18 protein-coding genes are annotated in these 20,417 nt (G+C 39.9%); 12 read left to right on the forward strand and 6 right to left on the reverse strand.

Going from position 1 to position 20,417, the window contains the following annotated elements; all coding sequences use genetic code 11:
• Window positions 1-17 precede the first annotated feature (17 nt).
• Both trxA and CRN97_RS02065 read left to right on the forward strand, forming a co-directional pair.
• A complete protein-coding gene (gene trxA / locus CRN97_RS02060; RefSeq protein WP_074788814.1) occupies window positions 18-329 on the forward strand; it encodes a thioredoxin in 312 nt (103 codons plus the stop codon).
• A gap of 20 nt (window positions 330-349) precedes the next feature.
• The gene (locus CRN97_RS02065; protein WP_074788815.1) at window positions 350-796 is read left to right on the forward strand and encodes a MarR family winged helix-turn-helix transcriptional regulator; all 447 of its coding nucleotides are present in this window, start codon (window positions 350-352) and stop codon (window positions 794-796) included.
• Here CRN97_RS02065 and CRN97_RS02070 read toward each other — a convergent pair.
• The gene (locus tag CRN97_RS02070) at window positions 789-1,973 is read right to left on the reverse strand and encodes a hypothetical protein (protein WP_097075682.1); all 1,185 of its coding nucleotides are present in this window, start codon (window positions 1,971-1,973) and stop codon (window positions 789-791) included. The two genes, CRN97_RS02065 and CRN97_RS02070, sit on opposite strands and share 8 nt — an antisense overlap.
• 9 nt (window positions 1,974-1,982) lie before the next feature.
• A complete protein-coding gene (locus tag CRN97_RS02075; RefSeq protein WP_097075683.1) occupies window positions 1,983-2,930 on the reverse strand; it encodes a tetratricopeptide repeat protein in 948 nt (315 codons plus the stop codon).
• Between the two features lie 163 nt (window positions 2,931-3,093).
• On the opposite strand from CRN97_RS02075, the gene CRN97_RS02080 reads away from it, so the two are divergent.
• Entirely contained in the window at window positions 3,094-5,424 is a 2,331-nt protein-coding gene (locus tag CRN97_RS02080) for a hybrid sensor histidine kinase/response regulator (protein ID WP_097075684.1), read from the forward strand.
• Between the two features lie 10 nt (window positions 5,425-5,434).
• A complete protein-coding gene (locus CRN97_RS02085) occupies window positions 5,435-5,677 on the forward strand; it encodes a hypothetical protein (RefSeq protein WP_044933673.1) in 243 nt (80 codons plus the stop codon).
• 44 nt (window positions 5,678-5,721) lie between these two features.
• Here the strand turns inward: CRN97_RS02085 and CRN97_RS02090 are convergent, their stop codons facing one another.
• The 3 genes from CRN97_RS02090 to CRN97_RS02100 all read right to left on the reverse strand — a co-directional run bounded on the left by CRN97_RS02090 (window position 5,722) and on the right by CRN97_RS02100 (window position 7,822).
• Entirely contained in the window at window positions 5,722-6,177 is a 456-nt protein-coding gene (locus CRN97_RS02090) for an acyl-CoA thioesterase (protein WP_097075685.1), read from the reverse strand.
• Window positions 6,178-6,380: 203 nt separating this feature from the next.
• Window positions 6,381-7,262 (reverse strand): hypothetical protein, encoded by an 882-nt coding sequence (locus CRN97_RS02095; protein WP_097075686.1) that lies wholly within the window; start codon window positions 7,260-7,262, stop codon window positions 6,381-6,383.
• Complete coding sequence (locus CRN97_RS02100) at window positions 7,259-7,822, reverse strand: RNA polymerase sigma factor (protein ID WP_097075687.1); 564 nt, start codon at window positions 7,820-7,822, stop codon at window positions 7,259-7,261. The genes CRN97_RS02095 and CRN97_RS02100 overlap by 4 nt, the downstream gene beginning before the upstream one ends.
• A gap of 318 nt (window positions 7,823-8,140) precedes the next feature.
• Here CRN97_RS02100 and CRN97_RS02105 point away from each other — a divergent pair, with 318 nt between their 5' ends.
• Window positions 8,141-9,481 carry a butyryl-CoA:acetate CoA-transferase gene (locus tag CRN97_RS02105; protein ID WP_074788822.1) on the forward strand — a complete coding sequence of 447 codons (1,341 nt, stop codon included), beginning with the start codon at window positions 8,141-8,143 and terminating at the stop codon, window positions 9,479-9,481.
• A 153-nt stretch (window positions 9,482-9,634) separates the two neighbouring features.
• Window positions 9,635-11,191, forward strand: coding sequence for a family 43 glycosylhydrolase (locus tag CRN97_RS02110; protein WP_097075688.1), 1,557 nt, complete (start codon window positions 9,635-9,637; stop codon window positions 11,189-11,191).
• Window positions 11,192-11,193: 2 nt separating this feature from the next.
• Here CRN97_RS02110 and CRN97_RS02115 read toward each other — a convergent pair whose 3' ends face one another.
• Window positions 11,194-11,982, reverse strand: a complete 789-nt coding sequence (locus CRN97_RS02115) for a biotin--[acetyl-CoA-carboxylase] ligase (RefSeq protein ID WP_097075689.1) — start codon at window positions 11,980-11,982, stop codon at window positions 11,194-11,196.
• 197 nt (window positions 11,983-12,179) lie between these two features.
• On the opposite strand from CRN97_RS02115, the gene leuB reads away from it, so the two are divergent.
• The 6 genes from leuB to CRN97_RS02145 all read left to right on the forward strand — a co-directional run bounded on the left by leuB (window position 12,180) and on the right by CRN97_RS02145 (window position 20,194).
• Window positions 12,180-13,271, forward strand: coding sequence for a 3-isopropylmalate dehydrogenase (gene leuB / locus CRN97_RS02120; RefSeq protein ID WP_097075690.1), 1,092 nt, complete (start codon window positions 12,180-12,182; stop codon window positions 13,269-13,271).
• 2 nt (window positions 13,272-13,273) lie between these two features.
• Entirely contained in the window at window positions 13,274-14,932 is a 1,659-nt protein-coding gene (ilvD, locus tag CRN97_RS02125) for a dihydroxy-acid dehydratase (protein WP_097075691.1), read from the forward strand.
• Window positions 14,933-15,038: 106 nt separating this feature from the next.
• On the forward strand, window positions 15,039-16,709 hold the full coding sequence (gene ilvB / locus CRN97_RS02130; protein ID WP_097075692.1) for a biosynthetic-type acetolactate synthase large subunit: 1,671 nt from the start codon (window positions 15,039-15,041) through the stop codon (window positions 16,707-16,709).
• Window positions 16,710-16,713: 4 nt separating this feature from the next.
• On the forward strand, window positions 16,714-17,796 hold the full coding sequence (gene serC, locus CRN97_RS02135; RefSeq protein ID WP_044933680.1) for a 3-phosphoserine/phosphohydroxythreonine transaminase: 1,083 nt from the start codon (window positions 16,714-16,716) through the stop codon (window positions 17,794-17,796).
• Window positions 17,796-18,959 (forward strand): phosphoglycerate dehydrogenase, encoded by a 1,164-nt coding sequence (locus tag CRN97_RS02140; protein ID WP_097075693.1) that lies wholly within the window; start codon window positions 17,796-17,798, stop codon window positions 18,957-18,959. Before serC ends, CRN97_RS02140 begins: the two co-directional genes overlap by 1 nt.
• Window positions 18,959-20,194 carry a DUF1015 domain-containing protein gene (locus tag CRN97_RS02145; protein WP_097075694.1) on the forward strand — a complete coding sequence of 412 codons (1,236 nt, stop codon included), beginning with the start codon at window positions 18,959-18,961 and terminating at the stop codon, window positions 20,192-20,194. The genes CRN97_RS02140 and CRN97_RS02145 overlap by 1 nt, the downstream gene beginning before the upstream one ends.
• Window positions 20,195-20,417 lie beyond the last annotated feature (223 nt).

The following is a 20,417-nucleotide window of genomic DNA, read 5'->3' on the forward strand; positions in this document are numbered from 1 at the left end:
ACGAAAGGAGATATACTATGGTAAAGAAAATTAATCAGGATGAATTTAAGTCAATGGACAAGTCAGGTGTTTCTGTTTTAGACTTCAATGCTACATGGTGTGGTCCATGTAAGATGCTTGCTCCAGTTTTGGAGGAGGTTTCTGAAGAGCTTTCTGGTAAGGCTAACTTCTACAGTGTCGATACTGATGAAAATCCAGATTTAGCAAGAGAATATGGTATTATGAATATTCCTGCAATCGTTGTCTTAAAGGATGGCGAAAAGGTAGACATGAACGTTGGTTTCGTCCCAAAGGAAGCACTTTCTGACTTTGTGTCTAAGAACTTATAATTAATAAGAGGTGAGTATTAATGAGTGATAAATTTGATTGCTTGAAAATTTCAAATCAGCTTTGTTTTCCGCTGTATGCTTGTTCAAAGGAGATTGTAAAGAGATATAAGCCATATCTTGACCCAATCGATCTTACATACACACAGTACATTACAATGATGGTAGTTTGGGAAGAACAGGAGATTACAGTTAAGGCTCTTGGAGATAAATTATTCCTTGATTCTGGTACACTTACTCCAGTTCTCAAGAAGCTTGAGCAGAAGGGTTATGTTAAGAGAAGCCGTTCAAAGGATGATGAAAGAAATCTTATCATCACACTTACTGACGAAGGATTGGAATTAAAAAAGCAGGCATGTCAAATACCTGCTAAGATGGGCAAATGTGTAAGTTTATCACAAGAGGAATGTTCACAGCTTTACAGTTTGCTATACAAGATTCTTGGATCTTTCCCAGAAGAAGCTAATTAAAAAGGTTAAATAGATCCACATTTTCACGAGCTTTAGAAATGACATCGTCTACGAAAGAGGCGGTGTCATTTTTTATTGTATCCCAGTCGATTACTTCAACATTGGATAAATCAGCGCCAGCATTATCAAAAACATCTCCCATATTTTCTACAGTCTGGAGAGTGCCTTTCATGTATCCTTCTCCTAATATTTCCTCATTTTTTGCGACCTCAATATCGGTAACTTCTGTTTTCATACCAGAATCAATAAAGTTTAATAATACTCCGCAATCAATGGTATATACATCGCCGTTGGATGCATAGTATGTGAGATTATCTGTAAATGAGTTTGTATATGTAGTGCTGCCATCTCGTTTGATGGTAACAACAGCAAGCTCATCATCTGGAAGAGGAGCATAGAACTCCATGGTGCTAAGGTTCTTACCGTAGATAGCAAGATACTCACCATCGTTCTTATAAGATAAATCAAACACGATTTTTCTAGTGTGATTCCACTTATCTAAATAAAGAGAACATGTTATATCGTGGTCAGGAGTTTTCATTCCAAGCAAATCCCAAATGAAATCACCCTCACCGGCAGGAATAATGATTTTGAACTCAGAGGCTTCAGTGCCATCCTCATCAGTGTACACATCGCCGGTTTTTTCTATTTCAATGCTGTGAACAAAGTTCCAGATATTTCGTTTATTGTTGTGGAACCATTCACGGGAAATATCGTTGTTTAGATTTGGAGCTTTAAGGAATAAATCTTCTCCGGTATCAAATCCGTAAGAGATGTCTCCTAAAAGAGGTGCAACAAGATAAACGGTATCATCCTGGGCATAGATATCCAATTCACCTACATTTAAAACTAATACATTAAGATTAGAGTTGCAGGAGAATTTCTTTTGCTCATATGAGCGCTCGCCCTTTATGCTACCGCTAATTGAATATGGAAAGCCCTTTACTTTTTTGATGTAGGCATTTCCTGAATAGCGAATGTCGGAATTAGTGTAATTTCTGAACAAATCCTTCAGGTCGATATTGTAGGCCAAGTAATCTGGACTGTTGAGTGTGGATTCTGAAAAGTTAATAACTGAAGCTAACACTCTTACTGTAGGATTAAAGTCCAATTCTGCCTTAATTAATATAGCTATTGCAAATACGATAATAAATGTTATTCCAATTTTTTTCTTCATAATAAGAAATTATAAAAGTTCTATTGGAGTATCTGCAATAGACAAAGCGATGGCTGTGTCCATCTCAAGTAGATGTTGTGTGGCTTCTGTATTTTCTACTTCAATGGTATCTTCTGCAAAGCGCACACATGCATCATGATATTTCTCAGTGTTGCCACTGTTTTTATAAACAATCATATAAAGCTTGGCCGCTTCAAGCTTCATGTGGATGTCATTGGCGATAGTTGCAGAGGAATCTAAGCTAAGTGCAACTGCTTCAGCCCGGTCAAATTCATTCATGCCACAGAAAGTTTCTATAAGAAGCTTCAAGTCCTCGATATAGTCTTGAATAGTGATTTTAGTATTTTTTATAAAGGTTACTAATTCATCGATATGGTCATAGACATATTGATTATCACCCATGCGATGATGCAGGTTTGCTTCCAATACCGACAGGCTAAGGTCATGATGATGCATGTCATTTTTTGAGGCAATCTCAGAACCACGTTTTAAAAATGTTTCAGCTTCAGCATATCTATGAACATGCAAATAGCAGTAGGCAAGGTTGAGACATGTTACTAAATATGAATGAGGCTCATTTGGAAAATCATCTCCGTGGTCTTCCAAATCCTGAAGAGCCATTTTCCCATAGTTAACAGCACTATCGTAATCGCCTAGTATCATGTAACGATTACAAATAGTTGTATAGAAAAAGTGCTTTGCACCAAGTATGCCGTGCTTATCAATAATATCCAAAGCATTAAGGCACTTGTAAAGCATCTTACTGTCATAGCCCATAATTCCATAAGCAATAGCAAGACCTCTGAGAGTGAGGATGTATTGCTTATAATCTTGTAATTCTTCATAGATGCTTGCAGCCATATTTAGATTGTCAATACCTGGCTCCAAGTTGTTGGAATGAACCAAATACATGCCCTTGTCATAATACTCTTTTGCAATTTGTTCTGAACTAGCCATAGTAACCTCCTATGCAAGACCCACTAATACATCAACTTTAGTATATCATTTAATAATAGTACTAATATTTAAAATTCTGTGACGTTTTTCGTAATTTGTTGTTTTGAATGAAATTAAATATTACAATTACTGTAGTGTTTGTAAGAATTACGGGGATTGAATTATGAAAAGGACTAGTCTATTTATCTATGAAATTGTGCTCGTAGCAGGAGTACTAATATATTTATTTATCATTGGCCTTTTGGTTTGGGGCGAAAATACTTTAAAAGAGGAGCGAACCTACACCTCATTTGAGCTTGAAAGCTATAATGATGGATGGTATAGAATCTACTCTGATGGCACCAAAGAAGCCATAGAAATTCCAGGACAATATCAGCCTGAATCTTCACATGAGTTTGTAATTGAAAAAGAGATTAATGTAGATGAGCCTTTGTTTGTCAGCTTTGATTCTGCAAAGCAGGATATTAATGCCTTCGTGAATGGTGAATTGAGATACAGCTATTCAACCAAGGATTCACGATTATTTGGTGACAACAGCCCAGGCGCGTTAATGTTTATTCCTGTTTATCCAGAGGATAATGGTCAAAACTTGCAAATAGTTTTTATAGGTGACAATAACTATTCGGGAGTTTTAGGCGATATGTGCATAGGAACTCAGCTTGGTATTGTCAAGAATCTTTTTGCTAAAGAGAAGTACTCACTAATCTTGACATTAATGCTACTTATACTTGGATTTATAGCTTTCGTAATAGGCTTGGTTGTGCGAGCTACGTATGGAAGGACCATGCCTTTGTTTTACGCTGGCTGGGTAGTTATGTGTGCAGGCATGTGGTCACTTGCTGAATCTAATATAAGACAGTTTATAGCACCAAACTTTTCACTTATGTCATATATGACATATCTAAGCTTAATGATGCTTCCATTTGCCATGGCATTTTATTTTGACAGGCTTCAGGAGGGACGTTATCGCATTTTCTATTTGATTGTTTCTGTGCTGGATGTTTTCTGTGGCTACATAGCAATAATGCTGCAGTTCTTTAATAACACTGATTTGATAAATGTGTTGGTATACGCTTTCGTTGCCATAGTTCTTACAATGCTAATATTTATAATCTCCATTGTGATTGATTTTATCCAAGGTCGTTTAAAAAACAATTGGGCAGAATTGGTTGGCGTAGCCGGCGGATTGATAGCTGGATTTGCACAGATCCTTTCATATAACAGTAGACCAACTACTGTGGACAGAGGAATACTTTTATTCGGTTTACTGTTTTTCATCGTCATGTCGTATATTCGTGCGCTGACAGATGTGCGAACAATGGAAAGAGACATGTATGCAGCAGTTAAGGCTCAGGATGCAAGCACGGCATTCCTTACAAGAATGAGCCATGAAATGCGAACACCTATTAACGCAATCCTTGGAATGAATAAGATGATTCTTAGGGAAAGCAGAGAAGATAATATTCTGGATTACGCCCGTGATGTAAACAGTGCTGGCAACTATCTTCTTGGAATCGTGAACGAGGTATTGGACCTTGCAAAAGTTAACGCAGGCAAGATTGCGATAGTGGAAGAAGAATACGAATTGATGGATATGGTTCGTGAATGCTATGCGCTTGTTCGGCCTAGAGCAAAGGCTAGTCGATTATCCTTTGAAGTGGATATGAGTGATGTGCTTCCAGAAAAGCTAAAGGGTGACAAGGAGCATATCATACAGGTAGTAACAAACCTTCTTACTAACGCAGTAAAATACACACCTGAGGGAAGAATAACACTTTCCGTGCAGGGAAAGATATCAGAAGGAAAACTACTTTTAATAATTACGGTAAGTGACACTGGAATTGGTGTGGCAGAAGAGAGCATTCCATATTTGTTTGATTCATTCAAGCGAGTAGGAGAGTTTGCGCAAAGCAAAATCGAGGGAACCGGTCTTGGTCTTACAATTACTAAGCAGCTTGTAGAATTGATGCATGGACAGATAGCTGTAGAATCAGAATTAGGTAAGGGCACGTCATTTACAGTTGTAATCCCACAGGAGATATGCTCAGTGGAACCATGTGGCATATTCTCTATGGGACCTAATGGCGACAGACGTGTGGCTGACAGACATGAAGTATTTGATGTGATTGGCGCAATACTTGTAGTTGATGATGTGGCTATAAATCTTAGGGTATTCACCATGCTTTTGAACGACACTGATGTCACTGTGGATACAGCAATCAGTGGAGCAGAAGCAATAGAGAAGATAAAAAGAACAAAATATGATATTATATTCATTGATCATTTGATGCCAGGCATGGATGGCCTCCAGCTAAAGGAAATCATGGATACCATAGAGAACAATCCAAACAAGGATACACCTCTTATCATGCAGACAGCAAATGCAGTTGTAGGCGCTAGAGAAGAATACGAAAGCTTTGGCTTCAGCGACTACATCGAAAAACCAATCAAAGAAGAGGAGCTAAAAAAGCTTCTCAGAAAATACATGATATAAGGAGATTACCATGGCATTTAATCCAGCAGATTTATTTAGAGTTAGAAGTGCAGCAGCCACTTTCAATGCAAATCATCCAAAGCTTCTTCCATTTTTTGGAGCAGCTAAAAACAAAGCAATGACACCAGGTTCAGTTATTGAAATTGCAATCACTGATCCAGCTGGTGAAAAAATCGAAACAAACCTTAGAGTTCAGGAATCAGACATTGAACTTATTAATCTTTTAATGGAAATTGGTTCTAAGGGAATGTAAAAAATAAACCTTCCTGCATTTGCAGGAAGGTTTTTCATTATCTGTTATTTAAATTCAAAGAACTTTGTATCAAGCTCAGGATAAGTCCTCTTCATAGAAATAGGGATTCCTGATTTATTCATAAAGCAGTGTCTAGTCTTTGCTACGGCACGGTCTTCTCCAGTAGCCTTATCGTAAATACGATAAGCCACTTCCATTTCATGACCATCGTAGGAAACCAACTTAGTATCTACAACGATTGTCTCATCAAACTTTACCTGACTTCTATATTCGATAGAATGAGAGATTACAGGGGAGGTGATTTCCATATCAAGCATCTGCTTAAATGAAAGTCCCATCTGCTCCATAAGATTCATTCTAGCATCCTCAATCCAGTTTAGATAATTGGAAGTGTGGATGATTCCCTGTTGATCTGTCTCATGATATTTTGTGTGATGCTCAAAAGGGGTAATCTTTATCTGCCTTTTAGCACCAGCAACTTCAATTTCTTGTTTTGCCATAGTGTTACCTCCTGATGAAATTCTTAAATCAATTATACCACTCTGTATGAAAAATAGTTATGGTTTCAATCTGCTTGTTACAGTTTATCTGGGAAGCCAGTAGCAGGGCCGGAGACACGAAATCCCTACAATCAAAAAAAGATTCACTAGTGCCCGAAGAGGAACTAGTGAATCATAGTATAGATATTTAAGATTAATCTTGGTTATTCCTTTACTTTATAGAAAACTTCTACAGTGCCTTCACTTCGTAGTTTATCTTCTGGATTTATAGACCACTCAATTCCAAAATTGTTCTTCAGTTCATCGTAAGTCATGTAAGCAGCATCCATGATTATATTGATACTATCAGTTGAGCCATCATTGTATGTAACCTGACATGTAATAATAATTCCCTCCAAAATATTCTTTACCTGATTTAAATATTCATCTATAGTCTCAGGGGTAAAAATGGCATTCATAGCAGTATCATTCTTTGGAATGTAGCCAATTACCGAAATATTGATGTAATTATTCTTAAATTCATCATATGAGAATGTATAAGTATCATTGCTATCACATGTACCGTCAACTGGTTTACCATCAGAATCAACAATATAATTTGTCACTTGAAGTTGTGACTTATTAATCGAAAACGAAATATCTTTTATGTTATTGCCTTCGCAATCCATTTTTGGCAAGTCGAAATGATAGTATATTACTTCTCCATTTTCGTCGTATTCTCCACCGCCTTCAGAAAATCCCCAACAGTTACCAATATTTCCGATTGAAATTGGTATTTCTTTTCCTGCTTCAAGCGGTATTTCTTTATTTTCAGCGGCATAGACTTTTAATGAAAAGCTATTTGTAAGATCTAATGTAATCTGGGATTGTACGCCATTTTGATTTTTATTTGGTGAAAGTGTATTAAACAATCCCTGGTTATATCCTAATACACCAGTGCCTATGATAATCAAGCAAATACAGGCAGCAACCAAAAAATTCTTCCTAAAAGATACTATTTTTCTTTTAGTGGAATATTTATATGTTTTTGAAATTATATCATCGTCAATGCCTTTCATGGCAAACAATAGTTTTTCGCTTTTCATGATGCTAAATACCCCTCCTTTGCTAATCTTAGTTGAAGTTTTTTTCTTAGCCGGCTAAGAATAACGGTTACATTATGCTTAGTCATACCAAATTTGATTGCTATATCTGAAATGTCTTGAGCGTAGAAGTATCTACTTGTAAAAATATAAGCATCTCGTTCATTAAGCTCACGTACAAAATCCCGAATAATCTCTGCTAATTCGTTTTCCAAAATGACATGCTCAACAGTAGTGTTATCAGGCAAGCATTCCTCAAGCTCATCAAGAAGTTGCGAGACTACGCCGCCTCCACGTTTCGAGGTCTTACTTGCCTTATACATATTTAATGCGATTTCTCTGACAATCTTTCCAATAAAAGCCCTTAGAATACGTGGCCGAGTTGGAGGAATTCGATTCCACATTTTCATATATGTATCATCAAGGCATTCCTCGATATCTTGATTATTCCATAGAATGTTGCCAGCAATAGTTTCACAATAGTTACCATACTTGATATCAGTCTCCTCAATGGCCCGTTCATTTCGTTTAAAATATAACTCAATTATTTCCTCGTCCTTCATACATTCTCCCTTCTCGAATCAATTTATAAGGCCCTTACACTTGTATAGCCAACAAATAAACTTGGATGTCACAACTAAAAATTAATTTTTAAGATTATTTCACTGATAAGTAGTTTTCTAAGCATAGGTAATATCAAATATTTTATCTTTAATTATAATTAATAGCCATAAAAAGGGAAAAGTGGAAAAATAGAAAAATCAAGAGTTCATTCATTTGAAAAAGTAGGTCGGGAGATAATTCAAAAATTAGATTGATTGTGTAGGATGATAGTGGTAAAATGACGTTAATTGATAAAAATTTAACGAGCGGAGGTTATTATGGATTTTCAGGCTGAGTATAAGAAGAAGCTGACTACTGCAGCTGAGGCTGTGAAAGTAGTAAAAAGTGGGGATTGGGTTGATTATGGCTGGTGTACTGGCACACCAGATGCTTTGGATAAGGCTTTAGCTGCACGTACTGATGAGCTTAGAGATGTAAAGGTACGTGGTGGTATTTTGATGAAGTTGCCTGCAATTTTTGAGCGTGAGGATGCAGGTGAGCATTTCTGCTGGAACTCATGGCATATGGGTGGTCTTGAGAGAAAGCTTATTGCAAGAGGATGCTCTTACTATGCACCAATCAGATACTCTGAGCTTCCTAGATACTACAGAGAACATATTGAGCCAAATGATGTTCTTATGATTCAGACTACAACTATGGACAACCATGGCTATTTCAACTTTGGTCCTAATGCATCACATCTTATGGCTGCAGTTGAGAAGTCAAAGCACATTATTGTAGAGGTTAACAAGAACATGCCACGTTGCCTTGGCGGATTTGAAGAGGGAGTTCATATCTCTAAGGTAGACGCTATCGTAGAGGGAGATAATCCAGCTATCCTTGAAATGGGTGGCGGCGCTGCTCCTACAGATGTAGATAAGGCTGTTGCTAAGCTTATCGTTGAGGAAATTCCAAACGGTGCATGTTTACAGCTTGGTATTGGCGGTATGCCAAATACAGTAGGCGCCATGATTGCTGAGTCGGACTTGAAAGATTTGGGTGTTCATACAGAGATGTATGTTGATGCATTTGTTGATATTGCAAAGGCTGGAAAGATTAACGGTTCAAAGAAGAATATTGATAGATTCCGTCAGACTTATGCATTCGGTGCTGGTACAAAGAAGATGTACGATTACATGGATGAGAATCCAGAGCTTATGAGTGCTCCTGTTGATTATACAAATGATATTCGCCAGATTTCTGCACTTGATAACTTCATCTCTATCAACAATGCTGTTGATGTAGATTTATTTGGTCAGATCAATGCTGAGTCAGCTGGAACAAAGCACATTTCGGGTGCAGGCGGACAGCTCGATTTCGTACTTGGTGCTTATCTTTCAAATGGTGGAAAGAGCTTTGTATGCCTTTCATCTACATTCACAACAAAGGATGGCACAGTAAAGAGCCGTATTCGTCCTACACTTGCTGAGGGTTCAATTGTTACAGATACTCGTTCAAACACACACTACCTTGTTACAGAGTATGGTAAGGTTTGCTTGAAGGGACTTTCAGCTTGGGAGCGTGCAGAAAAGATTATCGGTATTGCACATCCTGACTTCCGTGATGAGCTTATTGCTGAGGCTGAGAAAATGCACATCTGGAGACGTTCAAATAAATAATCATTGATTTTCAGGGACTTCGCTAATTGCGGAGTCCTTTTTTTGTTGAATATTTCACGTCTATTTCTATTGAAAGTGGGGCACATTAATGTTATACATAACTATAAAATAGTTTAATAAAAACTAAACGAAAACAACTAGGGGGATAATTACATGAAGAAAAAAGCGATGGTTGCAGTGCTGATTGCGACGACGGCTGTAGGCCTGGTGGGCTGTGGCTCGCCTAAGGAAGTGGTGCTAGAGAAAGAGGATGGGGGCAATCCTTTAGTATCTTCTAATGAGGACTATGTGTACGGTGGTGATCCTTCGGTGCTTGTGGATGGAGATACAGTGTATCTGTACACAGGCCATGATGCCTCTACAGATGAGGAGGTAGGAAAATCTATTTACAACATTCCAGAGTATTTGTGCTATTCATCTACAGATATGGTGAATTGGACCAGCGAGGGAGTGGTAATGTCCATGGAGGATGTTAGCTGGACTAGCAACGACACATCTGCATGGGCATCCCAGGTGATGAAGCATACAGACCCTGCAGATGGAAAAGATAAATACTACCTATATTATTGCAGCTGGGACAAGACTGGAAAGCAGTGTATTGGAGTTGCGGTTTCTGATTCGCCAACGGGTACCTTTGTTGATATAGGGGCTCCTCTTGTGAAGAGCACTGTTACAAAGCCAAACACTAGCACCTTCAATGATATCGACCCTACAGCCTGGATTGAAACAGATGAGGATGGTGTGGAGCATCGTTATCTTGCTTGGGGCAATGGCATGTTTTTTGTGTGTGAGCTGAATGAGGATATGATTTCTGTGACGGATGTTAATGGTGATGGAAAGATTACCAGCGGCAAGGTAGCAGGAGAGGATGATGTGGTAATTCGTACAGATGGATTGGAAAGCTACACAGAAGCACCATGGATTTATCGAAGATCTGATGAAAATGGCAACTACTATGGTGATTACTATCTGTTCTTTGCCCACCAGTGGAGAGAGTGCATGGCCTATGCAACTACTGACGATTTGTTAAGCGGTGATTGGAGCGAGACTAAGAAAATCATGAATCCTACTGCTACATCCAATACTAATCATATGGCAGTATTTGATTTTAAGGGCAAGACTTATTTTGTATATCACAATGGTTCGCTTCCTGCAGGAAGCGGCTTCAGAAGAACTGCCTGTGTTGTAGAGCTTCAGTTTAATGACGATGGAAGTATAGATTTGTTTGAGGAAAGTGCAGCAGGAATTTCAGGCAAAACATCTACCATTTCTACTATGGACGGAGTCAAGATTGCTCACAACCCATTCGTTTGCTCTTCAGCAGACAGCGATTATCCATACAAGGATGTTGCCATTGGAATTAATCTTGTTGAAGGAGACTCTAAGGATTTTGATTGGGTAATCAGAAGCGGCAAAGCAGATTTTTCGAACGAAGCATATGTCTCAATCGAATCTGAAAACAAACCAGGTCTTTACATCACAGCAAATTCTGACGGAACAGTAACCCTTTGCCAGGATACAAAAGCTTCTGATGCTTCAGCTGCTAATCAGACCTTTAAAACAGTGGAAGGACTTGCAGATAAAAATGGAATAAGCCTGGAGAGCGTGGCTCAGCCAGGAAAATACGTAACCTTAGTAGATGATGTGTTAACACTTACAGATGGTTCAAATAAAGAAAGTGCAACTTTCAAAATAGAAGTTGCACAGTAAAACTATTTCAGTATACGGTTTAGAATATCGGCTACTAGTTGATTTCTTGTGATGGTGATGTTGCCATCGGAGAATAAGCTAGTAGCTTTGTTTTTTATCTCATCTGGGAAGGCGTTGATATCGGAATTAAAATTGATGCCGATTCCAATAACAATCCACTGGAGACGGCCAGTTTCAAATTCAGTTCCGGCTTCTGTCAGGATTCCACAAATCTTTTTGTCTCCAACGAAAAGGTCGTTGATTGGCTTTAGTGTAGGCTTTACATCGGTGAGAGATGCGATGGCATCGCAAACGGCATTGCCAATGAAAGTGGTGATTTCATCTGAATCGGTGCTTGGCAAATGCTCTGGTGTCATTACCACACTCATGTACAATCCACCTTTTGGTGAGTAAAAGCTGTGGTCTGCTCGACCTCGTCCCTCACTTTGTTCATTTGCGATTACAAGTGTGCCATATCTTAAATCTGTGATGGCAAGCTCCTTGGCCTTGCGATTGGTGGATGGGATAGAGTCGTAGATGTGAATCAGACTGTCATTTCCTTTGTAAATGTCAGCTATATCTTTATTGAGGTATGAGCTAATGCCGGCCGCTGATAAAATATCATTTTGTCCAGCAAGTCTATAACCTTTGTTGCTTACTGCTTCTATTTCATATCCGTTTTTTCTAAGGTCATTGATGGCTTTCCAGATGGCGTTTCTTGAAATTCCAAGGGATGAAGCCATTGCTTCTCCTGAAAGAAATGTTGATTTATTGGCCTCTAGCAGCTCTAGAATTTTATCTTTAGAACTCATAAAAAATCTCCTAAAAGAATTTTATAGTAGAATGTCATACTTTAAAGTGGTAAAGTTTACTAAACACTTCATATGTATTTTAGAAGTATTTGGGCTATTTTGTCAAAGATATCAAAATGAGGTTTAATTTAATTGAATTTCACACTTTAGTGTACTAAAATGTAACTATTAATTAGAATGGTAATTAGGAGAAAGCTATGAAATGTAACATTGGCGTTATTAGGGGAGACGGAATTGGTCCAGAGATAGTAACCGAGGCAGTAAAGGTTCTAGATGCAATCGGTGCTAAATATGGACACAAATTTAACTATACTGAAATCCTCATGGGAGGCTGCTCAATTGATGCAACTGGAGAGCCACTTACAGATGAGGCAGTAGAAAAAGCTCTTGCAAGTGATGCAGTGTTAATGGGTTCAATAGGTGGCAACACATCTACCAGTCCTTGGTACAAGCTACCAGCCGACAAACGTCCAGAGGCCGGCCTTTTAAAGCTTCGTAAAAGTCTTAATCTTTTTGCAAATCTTAGACCAGCATATTTATATGATGAATTGAAAGAGGCATGCCCACTTAGGGACGATATTATCGGCGATGGTTTTGACATGATGATTATGCGTGAGCTTACAGGTGGTCTTTACTTTGGCAAGCGTGAAACAAAGGAAGAAGATGGTCAGCTTGTTGCCAGAGATTCTCTTACTTATTCAGAAAATGAAATTCGCAGAATTGCAAAGCGCGGATTTGATATAGCAATGAAGCGCAGAAAGAAAGTTACATCAGTTGATAAGGCTAATGTACTTGATAGCTCCAGATTATGGAGAAAGATAGTAGAAGAGGTTGCAGCAGATTATCCTGAGGTTTCCTACGAGCACATGCTTGTTGACAATTGTGCAATGCAGCTTGTGAAAGACCCAGGTCAGTTTGATGTAATTCTTACAGAGAACATGTTTGGGGATATTCTTTCAGATGAAGCATCTATGGTTACCGGTTCAATTGGAATGCTTTCATCTGCTTCCCTTAACGATACAAAATTCGGATTGTACGAGCCTTCCGGCGGAAGTGCACCTGATATTGCAGGCCAGGGTATCGCAAATCCGATAGCCACAATTCTTTCAGCAGCTATGATGCTTCGCTACAGCTTTGACTTAGATGCTGAGGCAGATGCCATCGAAAATGCCGTAAAGAAAGTGCTTAAGGCTGGTTACCGCACAATCGACATTATGCCTCGTGACGGCTCAGCCGTAACTCGCGTGGGTACAGTGGAGATGGGTGATTTAATTGTAAAGGAGTTGTAAATATGAGAAGTGACAATGCAAGAGCTGGTATGCAACAAGCTCCAGCAAGAAGTTTGTTTAATGCACTGGGATTTACTCCAGAAGAAATGAAAAAGCCAATGGTTGGTATCGTATCTTCGTATAATGAAATCGTGCCTGGCCATATGAATATTGACAAGATTGTGGATGCCGTAAAGCTTGGGGTAGCCGAGGCAGGCGGTGTTCCAGTGGTTTTCCCAGCTATCGCAGTTTGTGATGGTATTGCAATGGGACACATCGGAATGAAGTATTCCCTTGTTACTAGAGATTTGATTGCAGATTCCACAGAGTGTATGGCACTTGCTCATCAGTTTGATGCACTTGTTATGGTGCCAAACTGTGATAAGAACGTTCCAGGACTTCTTATGGCAGCAGCTCGACTTGATTTACCAACTGTATTTGTATCGGGTGGTCCAATGCTTGCAGGTCATGTAGGAGGTCAGAAGCGTTCCCTTTCTTCTATGTTTGAGGCAGTTGGCGCACATGCCGCTGGCAATATGACGGAGGAAGAGGTAGAAAACTTCGTTGAGAATGTTTGCCCAACATGCGGAAGCTGCTCAGGTATGTACACAGCCAATTCCATGAACTGCCTTACTGAGGCACTTGGAATGGGACTTAGAGGAAACGGCACTATCCCAGCAGTATATTCAGAAAGAATTCGTCTTGCAAAGCATGCTGGTATGGCTGTTATGGATATGTATAACAAGGGTATTACAGCACGTCAGATAATGACAAAGGATGCAATCCTTAATGCCCTTACAGTCGATATGGCACTTGGATGCTCAACAAACTCAATGCTTCATTTGCCAGCAATCGCTCATGAAATCGGATTTGATTTTGATATCGAATTCGCAAATCCTATTTCTGAAAAGACTCCAAACCTTTGTCACCTTGCACCAGCAGGTCCTACTTACATGGAAGACCTTAACGAAGCCGGCGGTGTATGGGCAGTTATGAAAGAGCTTGCAGATATAGGCTTGCTTAATACAGATTGCATGACTGTTACAGGAAAGACAGTTGGTGAGAATATTGCAAATGCAGTAAATAGAAATCCAGAGGTTATCAGAGCTGTGGACAATCCATATACAAAGACAGGTGGTCTTGCAGTTCTCAAGGGAAATCTTGCACCAGATGGTTCAGTTGTAAAACGAAGCGCTGTTGTACCAGAGATGCTTGTTCACGAGGGACCAGCCAGAGTATTTGATTCAGAGGAAGATGCTATCGCAGCTATCAAGGGTGGCAAAATCGTAGAGGGAGATGTTGTAGTCATTCGCTACGAAGGACCTAAGGGTGGCCCTGGTATGAGAGAAATGCTTAATCCTACATCAGCAATTGCAGGTATGGGACTTGGTTCATCAGTTGCTCTCATTACAGATGGTCGTTTCTCAGGTGCCAGCCGTGGTGCTTCCATCGGACATGTTTCACCAGAGGCAGCTGTTGGCGGACCAATTGCACTTGTAGAAGAGGGCGACATTATCGCCATCGATATACCAAATTACACTATGACTTTAAAGGTTAGCGACGAGGAGCTTGCAGCTCGTAAAGCTAAGTGGCAGCCACGTGAGCCTAAGGTAAAAACAGGGTATCTAAGAAGGTACGCTGAACAAGTAACTAGTGGGAATAGAGGAGCAATCCTTAAATAGAGATGAGCCAGTAGTCATCAAGCTATTAGTTTTCTCAAGCGAAACATGTTGTTGAGCGGAGAAAATCTAATGCTTGTAGACGTAACTGGCGGACTGGAGTTAGAGAATGTTATTAAATGGTTCAGAAATAATTATAGAATGTTTAAAGGAACAGGGAGTTGATACAGTTTTCGGCTATCCGGGTGGAGCAATTCTTAACTTATATGATGAGCTTTATAAGCATAGTGATGAGATTCATCATGTGCTTACAAGCCACGAGCAGGGAGCAGCTCACGCAGCAGATGGCTACGCTCGTTCTACTGGCAAGGTTGGTGTGTGCTTTGCAACAAGCGGTCCTGGCGCAACAAATCTTGTGACAGGTATTGCTACAGCTCATATGGATTCGGTTCCTATTGTTGCCATCACATGTAATGTAAATGTATCTTTGCTTGGTAAGGATTCATTCCAGGAGATTGATATCACTGGTATTACAATGCCTATTACAAAGCACAACTTTATCGTTAAGGATATCAAGGATTTGGCAGAGACAATCCGAAGAGCATTTACTATTGCAAAGAGCGGTCGCCCAGGTCCAGTTCTCATTGATGTGCCAAAGGATGTTACAGCTCCTACTAACAAATACGAATACATGCCAATGAAGCCAATCCCAGTTGGCCGAGTTAAAAAGAGCATTACTGAGGATGCTATCAAAGAGGCAGTTAAGCTTATCAAAAAGTCTAAAAAGCCAGTTGTCTTTGTTGGTGGTGGTGCAGTTCTTGCAAATGCTTCAAAGGAATTAAAGAAGTTTGTAGAGCTTGTTGATGCACCAGTTTGCGACACTCTTATGGGTAAGGGTGCATTCGATGGCAGAGATGAAAGATACACAGGAATGCTTGGTATGCATGGCTGCAAGGCTTCAAACCTTAGCGTTTCAGAGTGCGATTTGCTTATCGCTGTCGGTACCAGATTCTCTGATAGAGTTCTTGGAAATCCAGACAAATTTGCTAGCAATGCAAAGATTCTACAGTTTGATGTAGATCCTGCTGAAATTAATAAAAATATTCTTACTGATCATGCTATTGTTGGAGATGTAAAGGAAATTTTATCTAGATTAAATAAAGTTCTTGAGCAGGCTGATCATGCTACTTGGATGAAGCATGTAAAAGAGCTATCTGAAAAGTATCCTCTTACAATTCCAGCAGAAGGCTTGTCAGGTCAGTATATCGTTGCTGAAACTTACAGACAGACAAAGGGCGATGCAATTATCGCAACAGAGGTTGGTCAGCATCAGATGTGGGCTGCTCAGTACTACAAGTTCAAGAAGCCTCATCAGTTGTTGACATCTGGTGGCCTTGGAACAATGGGATATGGCCTTGGCGCTGCAATCGGTGCGAAGACAGGTAATCCTGATAAAAAGGTTATCAATATCGCCGGCGATGGTTGCTTCCGCATGAACATGAACGAAGTTGCAACAGCTGCAAGAGAAAAGCTTCCAATCGTCGAAATTGTTATTAATAACCACGTACTTGGAATGGTAAGACAGTGGCAGACAATTTTCTATGAGAAGCGTTATTCAGCAACAGTCCTTGATGACGTAGTAGATTACGTTAAGTTAGCTGAGGCTATGGGTGCAACAGGCTACAGAGTTACAACTCAGGAGGAATTCCAAAGTGCCTTGAAGGAGGCCCTTGTCTCCGAGAAGCCTGTGCTTATTGACTGTATCATCGATTCAGATGACAAGGTATGGCCAATGGTAGCACCAGGAGCACCTATTAACGAGTTTTTCAAGGAGGATTAGTGTAATGAGTAGAGTTTATAATTTTAGTGCTGGACCAGCTGTTTTACCAGAGGAGGTTTTGAGAGAAGCCGCTGATGAAATGCTTGATTATAAAGGATGTGGAATGTCTGTTATGGAGATGAGCCATCGTTCAAAGGTATTCGATGACATCATCAAAGAGGCAGAGGCTGATATCCGCACTCTTATGAATATCCCAGACAACTATAAGGTTCTTTTCCTTCAGGGCGGTGCAAGCCAGCAGTTTGCAGCAATCCCTATGAACCTTATGAAGAACAAGAAGGCTGGATATATCATCACAGGTCAGTGGGCTAAGAAAGCTTATCAGGAAGCTAAGATTTACGGTGAGGCAGTAGAGCTTGCAAGCTCAGCAGATGAGACATTTAGCTACATTCCAGATTGCTCGGATTTACCAATCACAGATGATATGGATTACGTATACATCTGTGAAAACAATACAATCTATGGCACAAAATTTAAGACTCTTCCAAATACTAAGGGGAAGGATTTGGTAGCAGACGTAAGTTCTTGCTTCCTTTCAGAGCCAGTAGATGTTAGCAAGTACGCTATTATCTACGGCGGTGTTCAGAAAAACGTTGGACCTGCAGGTATGGTAATTGTTATCATCCGCGAGGATTTAATTCGTGACGACGTTCTTCCTGGCACACCAACAATGCTTAAGTACAAAACACAGGCAGATAACGATAGCCTTTACAATACACCACCTTGCTACGACATCTACATCTGTGGAAAGGTGTTTAAGTGGCTTCTTAAGAATGGTGGTCTTTCAGCAATGAAGGAACTTAACGAAAAGAAGGCTAAGATTTTATATGATTACCTTGACTCTTCAAAGCTTTTCAAGGGAACTGTTAGAAAGGAAGATCGTTCACTTATGAATGTACCTTTTGTTACAGGTAATGAGGAGCTTGATGCAAAGTTTGTAAAAGAAGCAACAGCAGCAGGATTTGTAAACCTTAAAGGACACAGAACTGTTGGCGGAATGCGTGCTTCTATTTACAACGCTATGCCAATCGAAGGTGTAGAGAAGCTTGTTGAGTTTATGAAGAAGTTCGAGGAGGAGAATGCCTAATGTTTACTTATAATTGCTTAAATCCAATTTCAGATAAGGGATTAGTTAACTTCTCAACTGACTACAAAAAGGTTGAAAACATTTCAGAGGCTGACGCAGCTTTAGTTCGTTCAGCAGCAATGCATGATTTGGAGCTAGGGGATAAGCTCAAGTGCATCGCTAGAGCAGGAGCTGGCGTAAACAACATTCCTCTTGATAAATGTTCAGAGGAAGGAATCGTAGTTTTCAACACACCAGGTGCAAATGCTAATGGTGTAAAGGAGCTTGTTTTCGCAGGAATGCTTTTAGCTTCACGTGATATCGTAGGTGGTATCGATTGGGTTCTTGAAAACAAGGACGACGAGAACATCGGCAAGACTGCAGAGAAGGCAAAGAAGGCTTTTGCCGGAACTGAAATTGCAGGAAAGAAGCTTGGTGTTATCGGGCTTGGTGCTATCGGTGTAAAGGTAGCCAATGACGCTAATCGCCTTGGCATGGAAGTGTTGGGATATGATCCATACATCTCTGTAAATGCAGTTTGGAACCTTTCTAGAAATGTAAAGCATGTGACAAACGTAGAGGATATTTATAAGGAATGTGATTTCATCACAGTTCACGTACCTCTTCTTGATTCAACAAAGGGCATGATTAACAAAGAAGCAGTACAAATGATGAAGAAGGGGGTTGTTATTCTCAACTTCGCTAGAGATCTTCTTGTTGATGAGACTGCAGTGCTTAATGGTATTGAATCAGGTAAGGTTCGCCACTATGTAACAGATTTTGCAAATCCTACTGTTGCTGGAAAGAAGGGTGTTATTTGCACTCCTCATCTTGGGGCTTCAACAGAGGAGGCAGAGGACAACTGTGCAGTTATGGCAGTTAAAGAAGTAATGGACTATATGGAGAATGGTAACATTACTCACTCTGTAAACTATCCAGATTGCGATATGGGAATTTGTACAGCAGAAAGCCGTGTAGCAATCCTTCATAAGAATAAGGCTGGTCTTATCGCTTCATTTACAACAATCCTTAGTAAGGATAATGTCAATGTAGAGGATATGACAAACAAGAGCCGTGGGGATTTCGCATACACATTGCTTGATATTGGAAGCAAGCTTACAGATCAGGTTATTTCAGAAATAGAGAAGGTTGATGGTGTTATAAAAGTTAGGGTGGTAAAATAATGGCGCTTATTGTACCGTTTAAGGCAATCAGACCAAGTAAAGAGGAGGCTGCTACAATAGCAGCCCTTCCTTATGATGTATACAATAGACAAGAGGCATATCAAAAAGTAAAGGAGCAGCCTGGTTCATTTTTGGCAATCGACAGACCGGAAACTCAGTTTGAGCCAGATGTAGACATGTATTCAGAACAGGTTTATAAAAAGGCTGCTGAAATGCTTGATGAGTGGATATCTAAGGGAAGATTCATTCAGGATGATATGCCTTTTTATTATGTCTACGAACTTACTATGGATGGGCGCTCTCAAACAGGAATAGTTGCCTGTGCATCCATAGATGACTACGCTAATGGCGTTATCAAGAAGCATGAGAATACCAGAGCAGAGAAGGAGCAGGATAGAATTCGTCATGTGGATACCTGCAGTGCCCAGACCGGTCCAATATTTCTTGCTTACAGAGCGGACGCTACAATTGCCAGCATTGTGGCAAAGGCAAAAAGTCGCAAGCCAGTATATGATTTCGTGGCAGAGGATGGAATCTCACATCGCTGCTGGGTTTTAGACGATATGATGACATGCGCTTTGATTGCCACCACATTCGATAAGATGGATTCTATCTATATTGCAGATGGCCACCACAGAGCTGCATCTGCTGTAAAGGTGGGATTCAAACGTCGTGAGGAGAATCCGGATTATACCGGAAAGGAAGATTTCAATTTCTTCCTGTCAGTTTTATTTCCAGACGATGAGCTGAAAATCTATGATTACAATAGAGTAGTTAAGGATTTGAATGGCATGGCTCCAGAAGAGTTCCTCGAGGAACTGGATAATGTGGTGGATTTACTATCTACTTCAGAAAAAGCAATCAGGCCAGAGAAAAAAGGCCAGTGGAGCCTGTATTTGGATGGAGTATGGTATTTGTATCAGGTTAGAGAAGAGCTTTTATCTGACGACCCGGTAGAGGGCCTTGATGTTTCATTGCTACAGAATCTGGTACTGGAACCGCTTCTTGGAATCGATGATCCTAAGACTAGCGATAGAATTGATTTTGTGGGAGGCATCAGAGGTCTAGGTGAATTGGAGCGCAGATGTGCTACAGATTGCAGGGTGGCATTTGCCATGTACCCAACCAGTATCTCAGAGCTTTTTGATGTGGCAGACGCAGGACTTTTAATGCCACCAAAATCCACATGGTTTGAGCCAAAGCTAAGAAGTGGGTTGTTTATACATAGAATATAAAAGTAAACGGGACAGCGTAAGCTGTCCCGTTATTTTTTCCCAGTAAACGTTTCAGTGTTCGTTTTCTACCATCATATTTACGAAAGTCTATAAAGTTATTTCGTTACTTTGTTCACAAAATTCTCACAAGTTGTATAGTAAATTAATTACGTTCTTGCCAATATTCAGATAATTCTTGCCTATTCACAGACTTATCACAAAATATATGCTAATTTGAACTTAC

It is taken from the genome of Pseudobutyrivibrio ruminis DSM 9787, from assembly GCF_900218035.1.
Taxonomy (GTDB): domain Bacteria; phylum Bacillota; class Clostridia; order Lachnospirales; family Lachnospiraceae; genus Pseudobutyrivibrio; species Pseudobutyrivibrio ruminis.